Raw genomic sequence first — 12,729 nt, 5'->3', positions numbered from 1 at the left:
TGAGACAGGAACGCGCGATGTTGATTGAGTTTTCCAAAATGCACGGCCTCGGTAACGACTTCATGGTGGTGGATGGCGTCACCCAGAAGGTGTTCTTCAGCAACGACATCATCAAGAAGCTGGCGGATCGTCACTTCGGTATCGGCTTCGACCAGCTATTGCTGGTGGAGCCGCCCTATGACCCCGAGCTCGACTTCCACTACCGCATCTTCAATGCCGACGGCAGCGAGGTGGAACAGTGCGGCAACGGGGCCCGTTGCTTCGCCCGTTTCGTGCGTCTCAAGGGGCTGGTCAACCGGGATCGCATCGCGGTCAGCACCGCCCGGGGCCGCATCACCCTGCAGCTGGAAGGGGAGAACCAGGTCACGGTCAACATGGGGGTGCCCCAGTTCGAGCCGGGCAAGATCCCGTTCCGTGCCCAGAAGGCGGAGAAGACGTATCTGCTGCGGGCCCAGGATCACACCGTGATGTGCGGCGCCGTCTCCATGGGCAACCCTCACTGCGTCATCGAGGTGCCCTCGGTGGCCGATGCGCCGGTGGAGACCCTGGGACCCATCATGGAGCGCCACGAGCGCTTCCCCGAGCGGGTCAACGTCGGCTTCATGGAGATGGTCAACGCCAGCGAGATCAAGCTGCGGGTCTTCGAGCGCGGGGTGGGGGAGACCCTGGCCTGCGGGACCGGGGCCTGTGCGGCCGTGGTGATAGGCATCAGCCAGGGCAAGCTCAAGGAGCGGGTCACCGTCACCCTGCCGGGTGGCAATCTGACCATCGCCTGGAAGGGACCGGGTCAGCCCGTCTACATGACGGGGCCGGCCGAGCACGTCTTTGACGGCCAGATAGAGTTGTAGACAAGGAGCGGGTGATCCCGCTCCATCAACGGATCATATCGGGGCCCTTGGCCCCTTTTTCGGATGGATCAACCAAGTTATGAGCGAACTCAAACGGCAGGAATCACTGGTGGATGAAGCCACAGTGCTGGAGTACCTGGCCCGTTATCCCGAGTTTTTCCTGCGTCACGGGGCCATGCTGGACAAGATCCGCATTCCCCATGGGCAAAAGGGCACCATCTCCCTGGTGGAGCGCCAGCTGGACAGACAGCGGGAGCGCATCGAGCAGCTGGAGCAGGAGATCACCGAACTGATGGGGGTCGCCAGCGAGAACGAGCGGATCTTCCGGGTCTATGCGGATCTCTACGGGGAGATCTACGGTTGCCAGACCCTGTTCGAGCTGAGCGCCGTGATGGGCAAGGCCTTCGTCCAGCGGCTGCGACTCACCGGCCTGCGGCTCTGGCTCAATCCCAGGCATTTCCAGCTGAGCGGCCCCGAGCAGCGTTTCCTGGCGCAGGGCAAACAGCTCGAACAACTGCTGGGCCAGCGCCTGCCTGGCACGGACTACTATTTCGGTCGCCTCAACCAGAGCGAGAAGCAGGCGCTGTTTGGCAATGATGTGCTGGTCAACTCGGTGGCCCTGATGCGGCTCGGGGAGCTCGGCGTGCTGGCCTTCGCGAGCTCGGATCCCAGCCACTTCACCCCCCACAACGACACCCTGCTGCTGGGTCAGCTGGGGCGTCTGCTGCAACTGCGTCTGCCCGAGCTGGCCCGTGGCTAAGGCAACGACCCGATCCCCTGCCAGGACGCCCCCTGCCGCCGACCCCCTGCCGGTCGCACTGGCGGAGGAGCTGGACGCCTTTATCGAATACCTGCGGGTCGAGCGCCAGCTCAGCCCCCACACCCGTAGCAACTATCAGGCCCACCTGGAAGCCATGACCGCCGAGCTGGTGAAGCTCGGGGTCGACGACTGGGCCCGGCTCGAGGCGAGCCAGGTGCGCAGTCTGGTGACCCGGATGCACAAGGGAGGGCTGGCGCCCCGTTCCCTTGCCACCAAGGTGTCGGCCCTGCGCAGCTTCTGCGACTGGCAGGTGCGCCAGGGGCGGCTCACCGCCAACCCGGCGCGTGGCATCGTCACCCCCAAGCAGGGGCGGCCCCTGCCCAAGAACCTGGACGTGGACGAAATGTACCAGCTGCTCAACATCACCGACGAGCAGGATCCGCTGGCGGTGCGGGATCGCGCCATCATGGAGCTGATGTACTCCTCCGGCCTGCGCCTTGCCGAGCTGGTGGGGCTCAACCTCGCGGACGTGAAGCTCGACGAGCGCCAGCTCAGGGTGATCGGCAAGGGCTCGCGGGAGCGGGTGCTGCCCATCGGGCGGATGGCGGTGGAGTGGTTGCACAAGTGGCTCAAGGTACGCCCCCTGCTGGCCGGTGACGAGGGGGAGGCATTGTTCGTCTCCAAGCGCAGGCAGCGGCTCTCGGCCCGCTCGGTACAGGAGCGGCTCGACGGCTGGGGCAACAAGCAGGCTCTCAATGCCCACGTGCACCCCCACAAGCTGCGCCACAGCTTCGCCACCCACATGCTGGAATCCTCCGGCGACCTGCGGGCGGTGCAGGAGCTGCTGGGGCATGCGGATCTCTCCACCACCCAGATCTATACCCACCTCGACTTCCAGCATCTGGCAAAGGTATATGACAGTGCCCACCCGCGGGCGAAGCGGGATCCGGAAACGCCGGAGGATGAGTGATGTGGTGTGCGATCTGCGGGGATGACAATCTCCACGTCGCCCGGGTCAGGCGGGAGCTCGCAACGCCAGAGGATGAGGAGTAAAGAGGAACAGCCATGCAGTTTTACCGTCGCTGGCAGCCGGTGGCCGCCATCTCGTTCGATCTGGACGACACCCTCTATGACAACGGCCCCGCCATCGCGCGGGCGGAACAGTGGATGCTGGACCACCTGCGCAGCGAATACCTGGCTACCGCCATGCTGGACAAGCCGCGCTGGCTCGCGCTCAAGCGCCAGTTGCTGCTGGACCACCCGGCGCTTAGCCACGACGTCAGCCTGGCGCGCCAGCGGGGTATTCGCGAGGCCCTGGTGCAGGGGGGCATGGAGCCCGGGCTGGCGGAGCAGCAGGCACGGGCGGTGTTCACCGGCTTCATGACCGAACGCTCGAAGATAGAGGTGAGCGAGGCGACTCACGCCCTGCTGGCTCGTCTGGCGGCGCGCTACCCGCTGGCGGTGATCACCAACGGCAACCTGGATCTGGAGCAGGCGGGTCTGGCTGGCTACTTCACCCTGGTCTGCAAGGCGGGAGCGGGAGCCAGAATGAAACCGGCGCCCGACATGTTCGTGCAGGTGCAAGAGGCCCTGGGGCTGACCCCCGGTCGCATCCTCCATGTGGGGGATCACCCGGTGACCGACGTGCTGGGTGCCAGGCTGCACGGCTTTCGGGCCGCCTGGCTCAACGAGAGCGGTCAGTCCTGGCAGTCGCTGTCGCTGCTGCCGGATGTGGAGCTGGGGCAGTTGCAGGATCTGGCCACCCTGCTGCTCTGAGCTGGGGATGAGGGACAGATTCCGTGATCTATATCTGGCAATAACAACAAGGGAGCAAGGGCGTGAAGGGAATGAAGGGTGTCATCTGGCTGGCGATCCCCGTGGTGCTGGCGGGATGCGATCTGGTGCAAGACCGTTACCGGATGGAGTTCAGGGACGGATCCTGGCGGGAGATCGCCATTTCCCCGTTTTCCGACGAGGCGCGCTGGCGCGAGGGGTGTGCCACCGGCGAGATCCAGGTGGACATGACCCTGCCCCTGAAACGGGGCAAGGTGGTGAATGGTCGGGAGCAACTGCTCATCGGCGGCGAGCTGTTCGAGCTGGAGGATGCCCGGCTCTATCGCGGCAACGGCATGGTGCTCGGGCAGGCCCCGGACCATATCCAGCGGGGCCTCAAGGGGCTGGATGTCTGCCGAACCCTGCGCCCTGATCGCGGAGCCCTGCCCAAGCTCAAGGGCAAGGGATTCGGCGACTAGCCCGTCTGCTGCCTGAATGGGCAGGAGGCGTCGCCGAAGGCAGTGGACAGCTTGATGGCGTGGGGGGGTCACAGGCCCGCCACGTCGGATGCCTCCGGGCAGCCCCCGATGCACGGGGCCCTGCCCAGGCTCAAGGGCAAGGGGTCGGCGACTAGCCGACCTGCTGCCTGAACCGGCGGCAGGCGTCGCCAAAGGCGGTGAAGAGCTTGATGGAGTGGGGGTTCTCGCTGGCCTTCCACTCCGGGTGCCACTGCACCGCCAGCAGGAAGGGGGAGAGGGCGGGAGCGTGGATCGCCTCGATCAGCCCGTCTTCGGCATGGGCCAGGGGGGCCAGCCCCTTGGCCAGCGTCTTGATCCCCTGCCCGTGGAGGGAGTTGACCGGAATCGACGGCTGCCCCATCAGCTCGGCCAGCCAGGTACCGGGCACCAGCTCGACCTGATGGCTCTCGCCATACTGCTCGTCCACCGGGTCATCCGCATCCTCCCGATGATCGTCATAACCCGGCTCGCAATAGACCTTCTGGTGAATGTCGCCTCCCAGGGCCACGTTGATCTCCTGCATGCCGCGGCAGATCCCGAGGATCGGCAGGCCACGGTCGAGGGCGGCGCGCACCAGGGGAATATCGAACAGATCCCTGTCCCTGTCCTGGGGCTTCTCCGGGGTGAGGTTCTCCTGGCCATAGAGGGCAGGATCGATGTTGGATCCGGCACCGCTCAGATAGACCCCGTCGGCGAGGTCCAGATACTGCTCCAGATCCTCGGTGCCACAGCAGGTGGGCACCAGCAGCGGCACGCAGCCGCTGATCTCCACCAGAGGCTTGATGTATTTGTGGGTCATGACCTGGTAGGCGTGGCCACTGCGGGCCTGGGCCCCCATGGTCATCAGCACGACGGGTTTGTTATGGGAACTGGGGTTGGGCATAGGTCACCTTGGCTATCCTTGGCGGTCTCATCCTGCGCCTTGGGAAGGCCCTTGCCGCCTCGGCTCGCAAGGGCATGCCTCAAGGCATGGTCGTGGGATCAGGGTCGCGCCAGCGTGCCAGAATCGTCGGTCAGCCTTGGCAACGACAGCCTGGATCCTGCCTCCAGTCTGCCAAGGCCGTTCAATATGTCAAACAAAATGATGCAATTATGTTAACCGTTGATGCCGGGATACGGCTCTGAGTCCCATTTAAAGGGGCTTGAGGAGGGATGCCTGGTGCGGCGAGAGATTTGATGGTGGATATATTAAACATCTGGCCGGGCGGCCGGATAGCAGAAGGGGCCCACAGGGCCCCTAGTCGACTCAGGCGTTCAGGATGAAACGTTCGATCACCTGGGCGACCCCGTCTTCATCGTTGCGCCCCGTGGTGTGCTGTGCCAGCGCCTTGATCTCGTCGGTGGCGTTGCCCATGGCGACCCCGAGTCCGGCGTAGGCGATCATGTGGTGATCGTTGCCCGCATCCCCCACCGCGATCACCTGGGAGGCATCCAGCCCCAGGTGCTCGGCCAGGGCGGCGACGCCGGTGCCCTTGTTGCTGCGCTTGTTCATGAACTCGAGGAAGTAGGGGGCGCTGCGCACCACGGTATAGCGCTCGTGGAGTTCGGGGGGCAGCTGGGCGATGGCACGGGAGAGCAGGGGCTCTGGGTCAATCATCATCACCTTCATGATCTGCTCGTCGTCGGGCAGGGTGGCGAAGTCCACCAGGTTGATGGGTTGACCGATGAGGCGGGATTCGTGCTCGGTGTAGGGGCTGATCTTTGGGCTGATGAGCCCCTGGCGGACGGAGAAGCCGTGGATGTTCACCCCCAGCTCACAGGCCAGGTGGGCGATGGCACGGGCATCGCTGCCGGTCAGCAACTGGCTGCGGATGATGCGTTGCTCGGACACCTGCTGCACCAGGGCGCCGTTGTAGCAGATGACGTAGTCATCCTGGCCGGTGAGGCCCAGCTCGGTCAGGGCGGCGGTCATGCCTTCCAGCGGGCGGCCGGAGGCCAGCACCACGGTCACGCCCCTGGCGCGGGCTGCCGCGATGGCGGCCTGAGTGCGGGGGGAGATTCGGCCCTCTGGGGTCAGCAGGGTGCCATCCATATCCAATGCGATCAGCTTGTACATCTTCTCACTACCTGAGTCTGGCCGGCCCGCCCGATGGGGCCATGGGGAGGCCGAGTGTAGCGAAAATCGCCGCCGGGATCACGCCGCCTGCCGACGCGGGGGCACGTTGCCCCTCAGCGCTGGCCCTGGTAGGGGGTCAGTTGCAGCTGATCTTCCCGGATGGCGAAGTGGATGGGGCCGTGCTCGATGTCGACCCTGTTGTGGTGATGGGCCATCTCCACCTCGACGCCGGGGAAGAGGCGCTGGGTGGCGATGATGTCCATGTTGGCCATGAGCGCCTGCAGTTCCCGCTGCGCCTCGGCGAGCTGCTCGTCCAGGCTCTTGCTCTCGTCGAACTGGCGGGTGCGCAGCGCCTTGATCTTCTGCAGGGTCTCGGGATTGCGCTTGTCACGGGGCAGTTGCAGCAGACGCAGGATGAGATCCTGCAGCTTGTCTATCTGCTCGGCGCAGGTCTGTTTGCGCTGGCGCAGCGCCAGCTCCTGCTCCTTCTGGCTGAAATAGCCACCGAGGATCTGCAACCGGGTCCGATTGGCCGCCGAGGCTCCGAGCACCGGTGCCATGATGAGCCGGTTGGCGATGTTGATGCCGCCGATGAGGTGCCCCTTGCGCATGGCGCTGTCCCCCACCTTGAGATCCTGGCCGCTGCGGCAATAGCAGTGGCTGAGCTGGCTCAGGATATGGATGTCGCCATCGGCCTCCAGCCTGGCGTACTGGGCATAGCTGGCGTGGATCTCCCCCCCGGCGTTGAGGTGGCAGAGGTATTCGTCGTCCGCCAGCTTGCGCCCTATGATGCCGTTGCGCACCGTGATGGTGCCGCCGGATTCGATGTAGCCGCCCTCGACGAAGCCGCCGATCACCACGTCCCCGCTGGTCTTGACGCGCATGCCGGGCATGACGTCCCCGGTGACCAGCAGCGATCCCTCGAACTCGACGTGGCCGTGGCGGATGTCGACCTGCTTGACGTTGAGTACCTCGTCGACCCGCATCCCGGCACGCTCCTGACAGGGGAGCCCCGGGCGGGTCGCCAGCAGCAGGTCCGGATCCTCGGGGGAGAGGCAGGTGCCGTCACCCGGCGTCATGGCGCTCTCCTTGCCGTGGCGGGCGGTCAGGGTCTGGCCCGTCACGGTGAAGCCGTCGATGCCCTGGGTGGCGGGGTGCCTGCGCATCAGCAACGCCCCCGCCTTGACGGTGAGCAGGGTGCCGAGGTCGCGCATGTCCACCTTGCCGTGATCCCGCTCCTGGGGTTTTAGGATCCGCTCGGCTGCGGTCTCCACCAGCCGCTCCAGGCGGGTATCCAGGCCGTGCCTGGCGGCCTTGCCGAGGGCGATGACGGGATTGAGCTGGGCACCAGGGGCCGCCTCACCCGCTGCCTGGATGGCGGCGGCAAGCAGCCGCTCGCTCACCCCCTGCTTGACCGTGCTGGCCGCCAGGGCCTCCTGCAACTGGGCCAGGGTCAGGGGCTGGCCACCCCAGTCCGCGGTGATCTGCGCCCTGGCGCTCATCTGGTCCTTGTCCACCTGGATGCGCAGCCTGGCATCCTGGCGCCGGGCAATGGGGACTGGCGGATGCGCGGGGGCATCCGGCTCTGCGATGAGGGCGTTGAGCAGGGTGACGGCTTCGCGGATCCCCTCGCCGAGGGGTTCGTAGCGCCGACAGTTGGAGAGTCGCAGCAGGGCCAGGACGTCGCTTTCCTGGATGGGCTCGGTGAGGCCCGGGGTGATGCGCAGGCAGACATAGCTCATGTCGGCCGACAGCTGAAACCACGCTTTGCTTAACACCGGGCCCTCCTTCGTTGTCCCTGTCCGGTTTGCCCCATGTCGGGGCCTCTCCTTGCCGGCATCCAATGCCGCCGGGGCGGATCCAACGCGCAGTATTCGGGTATTTTTCCTTCCGGGTCAACGATCTGAATGCAAATGGGTGAGCCGGGTTGAGGAAATATCGGCTGACGGGAGAGGGGCAGAGCCGGCCATGCCATGGGCTCCATTGCAGTTTTTTAGCGCAATATGCTGACGTTTTATGCTTTCGCTATCCAGAGTGTCCATCATGTTGAAGGTGGCGATGCAAATCACCTTGCCAGGCAGGAATAGAAGGATTTTAATCTGCCGCCGCCTCAGGGCGAGTACCCTGGTCGCCACCGATCAGCCCCTTTTTCTGTCCAACCGAACGAGCCCCATGACCGCCCAAGGCCACCTGCTGTTTTCCGTCACCTGCGTCCTGCTTGCCCACAAGGTCGAACTGACTCCGGCCCTGGCCGATGCCAGCCTGTGGCACATCGTCCCCATGGCCCTGGCGAGCGCCCTGCTGCCGGATCTCGATCACCCCCGCTCCCTGCTCGGGCGGCAACTGCCCTGGATCTCGGGGCCGCTCTCCCGGCTGTTCGGCCATCGCGGCTTCACCCACAGCCTGCTGGCGGTGGGGATGGGGGTCTGGGGGCTGGCCCAGGTGGAAGCCCCCTGGTTGCTGTCGGGGGCGGTGAAGGATGCCCTCATCGTGGGCTATCTCAGCCATCTGCTGGGGGACTGGCTCACCCCCATGGGCATTCCCCTGCTCTGGCCCTGGCGTCGGCGCTTTCGCCTGCCCGGCCTGCCCCTCAAGAGCGGCGGGGGTTACGAGAGGGCCTTCTGCCTGCTGACCCTGGCGCTCGCCGGGTACTGGGTCCATGGCGGTGCAGGCTTGGCTCACTTCTAGTCCCGGGCGCCCTCCTGGCACCTGGCCGTTCGGGTCAGGGTGAGGTAGTCGGCGAGCACCGGCAGCCCCAGCAGGTGGCGGCGCAGCATGTCGAGGGCGGCGAAGGCGAGGATCCGGTGCCCGCTCTCGGGATCCGGGTGGCTGACCTTGAGGGTCTGGCCAAACTGCCGCCCGTCGGCGCACAGCAGCAGGGGCACGCCGTCCGGCCCGGCACGGCCTATGGTGAGGCTCAGGGGGGCGGCGGGCACTGCCAGCTGCATCAGGTCGGCGGGGAGGCTGTGGATGAAGTGCGCCTCCAGCCCGGGGTGGGAATGGCACATGGCCAGCAGGGCGCCCCGGCTCTCCCCTTCCTGCAAGTGCAGCGACCGCTCCCCCAGCAGATCCAGGATCTGCTGCGCCGGCTCCTCATCGCCCCGTCCTACCAGCCAGGGCTCGATGGCCGCGAGCAGCCGCGCCTCGGCGGCGTCCATGTCCGCCGTGCTGGCGCCGTGGCCAATAAGCTTCAGCTCGATGAGCGGCATGGAGGAGCGGTAGCCGAGCTCGATGCCGGCGGGCCAGGGCGCGGCATCCAACATGTCGCTGAGGGCTGACTCCGAGACGCCGAAGGTGTAGAAACGGCGCAGTTCGGTGTCGGTCTGCTCGCCAGCCAGCGCCTTGAGGCGCGGCATGATCTGCTCGCGCACCATCTGCTTGAATTCGAACGGCACGCCCGGGGTGAAGAAGAGCCGGCTTGGGCCCTGGTGGCCTGTGTGGGTGACCACAAAGCCGCAGGCGGTGCCGACCGGGTTGTCGAGGATCTCGCACCCCTGCGGCAGCCAGGCCTGCTTGGCGTTGCTGGCGGGCATGGGCCTGCCGCGGTTGGCGTAACGCGCTTCGATGGTGGCGAGCCAGTCCGGGAACAGGGTGAGCGGCTGGTCGAAGGCTTCGGCTGCCGCCTGGGCGGTGAGATCATCGGCGGTGGGGCCGAGCCCGCCGCACACCAGTACCACCTCGGCGCGGCTGGCGCTCTCTGCCAGCACGGCCTTCAAGTCCTTGAGGTTGTCCCCCACGGTGACGCGGCGGCGCACCTGCCAGCCCTGCTCCAGCAACAGGGCGCTCAGCCAGGCGGCGTTGGTGTCCACCACCAGACCCGTCACTATCTCGTCTCCGGTGCTGATGATTTCGATGCGCATGGCGGGCTCCTCGGGGCTGACGGCTGGGCTGGGGGGGCCACCTGGGTGGCCGGGTCGATCAGGGCTTGGTGTGTTCGAAGTAGTAGCTGATGCGGGTGCGCGGGTTGAGGTACTCAAACACCGCCGGCGGCAGCCGTTTGGGATGGATCACCTTGGCGATGGAGAGCTCGGCCGCGTCGAGGTCGATGATGGCCGCCTCCTGGCGCGGGATGCGCGGATCGTACACCAGCACCGAGGGGTAGAGCAGGCGGGAGGCGTTGACCGACATCACCAGCCCCACCTGGCCGTTGGAGAGCTGCACCACGCTGCCGGGCGGGTAGATCCCCATCAGCCGGATCAGCATGCCGAGGTAGTCCGGGTTGAACTGGGCCTTGCGCTGCTTGTAGAGGCCGCTCAGGGCCGAGTAGGGTACCTTGGCCTGCATGTGGCAGAGGTTATCGTACTCGTTGATCAGCGACACAATCTGGGTGAGCGGATCGAGCTGCCCCTTCTTGAGCCCCTCCGGCCCGCTGCCGTCCAGGTATTCGTGGTGGTGCAGCACGATTCCCTTCGCCTCGGCCGGGAAGTCCTTGGCCAGATTGAGCAGATCCAGCCCGTAGCGCGGGTGCTGGGCCATCAGGTTCTGCTCCGGCTTGGTGAGCGGCTCGGTCTTGCGCAGGATCTGGCTCGGGATCTTCAGCTTGCCGATGTCGTGGAACAGGGCTCCCATGCCGACCTGGCGGATCTCGTCGGCCGACATGTTGCACTCCTTGGCCAGCAGCATGCTGAGCACGCTGACGTTGAGGGAGTGGAAGTAGAGGTTGTTGCCGTCCTCGCTGTCGGAGACCAGGTGCAGCACCATCTCGTCCACCGACAGCAGCTGCTCGGTCATGGCGTTGATCAGCTCCTGCGCCTCGCCGATGGCATTGAGGGGGCGGGACTGGATCTTGCTCATCACGTTGCGCACCTGGGCCAGCGACTGCTGGAACTGCTTCTCGCACTGCTGCAGATCGCGGCGATACTGCTGCAGCTGCTCGATGCGGCGCTCCTTCTCCAGCTGCATCTCGGCCTGACGCTGGGAGGTATCCGGCGCCTCTACCGGCTGGGCCTGGATCTGGTTCAGCGGTTTGGGCGGCGCATCGCTCTTGTCGGGAATGATGGTCACCAGCTTGAGGCCAAGGCGACGAATGAGCTCGATCTCCTCCTCGCTCTTGAGCTTGAAGCTGGAGAACAGAAACGGGTGCTCACGCCATCCCAAAGGCAGGGAGACATAATTGCCGACTTGCAGCCGTTCTACGGAGATCTTGATTCCTGTCATGGGGTTGGGTACGAGGGACACACTGAGCCGTATGCTAGTCAAAGGGCGGGGTGAATACAAAAGGTATCTGATGACAGCGGGAGCGCTTTATTATAGGCTTCTAGATGTCCAGACATATTTACCGATGCAGTACAGGGAGTCAGCATGCCGATCAAGATCCCGGACCAGTTGCCCGCCGCCGAAGTGCTGGGGCAGGAGAACATCTTCGTGATGACGGAATCCCGGGCCGTCACCCAGAACATCCGCCCGCTGCGGGTGCTCATCCTCAATCTGATGCCCAAGAAGATAGAAACCGAGATCCAGCTGATGCGGATGCTCTCCAACTCGCCCTTGCAGGTGGACGTGGATCTGTTGCGCATCGACGATCGGGAGTCGAAAAACACGCCCCAGGCGCACCTGGAGAACTTCTATCACGACTTCGAGCAGGTGAGAGGCAACAACTACGACGGCATGATCATCACGGGGGCGCCACTCGGGCTGGTGGAGTTCGAGGAGGTGGTCTATTGGCCCCGCATCGTCGAGATCATCGAGTGGTCCCATCAGCATGTCACCTCCACCCTCTTCCTCTGCTGGGCGGTGCAGGCGGCGCTGAAAGCCTTGTACGGCATGGAGAAGCAGACCCACGGCGAGAAGCTCTCCGGGGTCTATCGCCACCACCGCCTCGACGAGCACGAGGCGCTGCTGCGCGGCTTCGATGATGAATTCGTGGCGCCCCACTCCCGCTATGCGGCCTTCGACGGGGATCTCATCCGCGCCCACACCGATCTGCAGATCTTCGCCGAGTCGGAAGAGGCGGGCGTCTATCTGGCCGCCACCAAGGATTGTCGCCAGGTGTTCGTCACCGGCCATCCGGAATATGACGCCCTGACCCTGGATGGGGAATACCGGCGGGATCTGGCGGCCGGGCTCACCCCCGTCATTCCGGTCAACTATTACCCGAACAACGACCCAAGCCAGACCCCGCGCGCCACCTGGCGCAGCCACGGTCACCTGCTGTTTTCCAACTGGCTCAACTATTACGTCTACCAGTTGACCAGCTACAAGGTGGAAGACATCGGCAAGGTGTTTACCTACCAGCAGCCCAAGGGATAGAGCCCATCAGTCCGCTCCGGCCAGCCGCCGCCCACGGGTATCGAGCCAGTGACGGTGGCAGGCCAGGGTGAAGGCACGTGGCCGTCTGGCCCGGATGAGGGTCATGGCCTCCTGCTGGGGCAGCCCCTGGGTCATCAGCAGCAGGGCGGCCGCCAGCCCGGTACGCCCGCTTCCGCCGTGACAGTGAATGGCAAGGTGCCGTCCCTCGCGTAGCAGGGCGAGCAGTCGGGGTTGCACCCCGGGCCAGGCCTGTTCGAAGGCGGCATCCGGTGCCTCGTCATCCGCAATGGGCAGATGGAACCAGCTCATGCCTCTGGCCTGCACCAGCTGCCCGAGAGAGAGGGACCCGCACAGGGCCAGCTCCTCCACCGTCATCAGGGTCAGCACCCCGCCGGCACCGGCCAACTGCAACTGGGCAAGGGCGTCGGCCATGGGGACCTGCTGGCTGCCGGGGCAGGGGGTGAGCAGGAGCTGGCCGTCGAGCCGTGGAACGTCCAGGCTCCAGAAGGGATGGGCACTGAGCAT

At 65.4% G+C, this 12,729-nt stretch carries 13 protein-coding genes; 7 read left to right on the top strand and 6 right to left on the bottom strand.

Annotation, left to right across the window (positions count from 1 at the left end; all coding sequences use genetic code 11):
- The first annotated feature begins 17 nt into the window (after nt 1–17).
- The 5 genes from dapF to J9889_RS06375 all read left to right on the top strand — a co-directional run bounded on the left by dapF (nt 18) and on the right by J9889_RS06375 (nt 3,860).
- A complete protein-coding gene (gene dapF, locus J9889_RS06395) occupies nt 18–848 on the top strand; it encodes a diaminopimelate epimerase (RefSeq protein ID WP_210556137.1) in 831 nt (276 codons plus the stop codon).
- Between the two features lie 79 nt (nt 849–927).
- On the top strand, nt 928–1,608 hold the full coding sequence (locus J9889_RS06390) for a DUF484 family protein (protein WP_041212252.1): 681 nt from the start codon (nt 928–930) through the stop codon (nt 1,606–1,608).
- The gene (gene xerC / locus J9889_RS06385) at nt 1,601–2,578 is read left to right on the top strand and encodes a tyrosine recombinase XerC (RefSeq protein ID WP_069652019.1); all 978 of its coding nucleotides are present in this window, start codon (nt 1,601–1,603) and stop codon (nt 2,576–2,578) included. Before J9889_RS06390 ends, xerC begins: the two co-directional genes overlap by 8 nt.
- Nucleotides 2,579–2,673: 95 nt before the next feature.
- On the top strand, nt 2,674–3,384 hold the full coding sequence (locus tag J9889_RS06380; protein WP_069652018.1) for an HAD-IA family hydrolase: 711 nt from the start codon (nt 2,674–2,676) through the stop codon (nt 3,382–3,384).
- A 71-nt stretch (nt 3,385–3,455) separates the two neighbouring features.
- On the top strand, nt 3,456–3,860 hold the full coding sequence (locus J9889_RS06375) for a hypothetical protein (protein WP_069652017.1): 405 nt from the start codon (nt 3,456–3,458) through the stop codon (nt 3,858–3,860).
- Between the two features lie 151 nt (nt 3,861–4,011).
- Here J9889_RS06375 and J9889_RS06370 read toward each other — a convergent pair whose 3' ends face one another.
- From J9889_RS06370 to J9889_RS06360, 3 genes are all read right to left on the bottom strand, one after another.
- Nucleotides 4,012–4,782, bottom strand: a complete 771-nt coding sequence (locus J9889_RS06370; protein ID WP_043154048.1) for a gamma-glutamyl-gamma-aminobutyrate hydrolase family protein — start codon at nt 4,780–4,782, stop codon at nt 4,012–4,014.
- 363 nt (nt 4,783–5,145) lie between these two features.
- Nucleotides 5,146–5,955: a sugar-phosphatase gene (gene yidA / locus J9889_RS06365; RefSeq protein WP_210556136.1), complete on the bottom strand. Its 810-nt coding sequence runs from the start codon at nt 5,953–5,955 to the stop codon at nt 5,146–5,148.
- A gap of 113 nt (nt 5,956–6,068) precedes the next feature.
- Entirely contained in the window at nt 6,069–7,733 is a 1,665-nt protein-coding gene (locus J9889_RS06360; RefSeq protein ID WP_349237005.1) for a FapA family protein, read from the bottom strand.
- A gap of 394 nt (nt 7,734–8,127) precedes the next feature.
- On the opposite strand from J9889_RS06360, the gene J9889_RS06355 reads away from it, so the two are divergent.
- Nucleotides 8,128–8,643 carry a metal-dependent hydrolase gene (locus tag J9889_RS06355; RefSeq protein WP_010672710.1) on the top strand — a complete coding sequence of 172 codons (516 nt, stop codon included), beginning with the start codon at nt 8,128–8,130 and terminating at the stop codon, nt 8,641–8,643.
- On the opposite strand, the gene J9889_RS06350 is transcribed toward J9889_RS06355, so the two are convergent.
- Nucleotides 8,640–9,815 (bottom strand): CinA family nicotinamide mononucleotide deamidase-related protein, encoded by a 1,176-nt coding sequence (locus J9889_RS06350; protein ID WP_069652015.1) that lies wholly within the window; start codon nt 9,813–9,815, stop codon nt 8,640–8,642. The two genes, J9889_RS06355 and J9889_RS06350, sit on opposite strands and share 4 nt — an antisense overlap.
- Before the next feature lie 58 nt (nt 9,816–9,873).
- Nucleotides 9,874–11,112 carry a DUF3391 domain-containing protein gene (locus J9889_RS06345; protein WP_069652014.1) on the bottom strand — a complete coding sequence of 413 codons (1,239 nt, stop codon included), beginning with the start codon at nt 11,110–11,112 and terminating at the stop codon, nt 9,874–9,876.
- Nucleotides 11,113–11,256: 144 nt separating this feature from the next.
- Between J9889_RS06345 and metA the strand changes: the two genes are divergently transcribed.
- On the top strand, nt 11,257–12,204 hold the full coding sequence (gene metA, locus J9889_RS06340; RefSeq protein WP_010672713.1) for a homoserine O-succinyltransferase: 948 nt from the start codon (nt 11,257–11,259) through the stop codon (nt 12,202–12,204).
- Between the two features lie 6 nt (nt 12,205–12,210).
- Here metA and J9889_RS06335 read toward each other — a convergent pair whose 3' ends face one another.
- Nucleotides 12,211–12,729 carry a tyrosine-protein phosphatase gene (locus tag J9889_RS06335; protein ID WP_069652013.1) on the bottom strand — a complete coding sequence of 173 codons (519 nt, stop codon included), beginning with the start codon at nt 12,727–12,729 and terminating at the stop codon, nt 12,211–12,213.

Source organism: Aeromonas sp. PrichA-15, from assembly GCF_017939245.1.
In the GTDB taxonomy this organism is placed as follows: domain Bacteria; phylum Pseudomonadota; class Gammaproteobacteria; order Enterobacterales; family Aeromonadaceae; genus Aeromonas; species Aeromonas caviae.
This window is presented reverse-complemented; position numbering and strand designations above follow the sequence as displayed.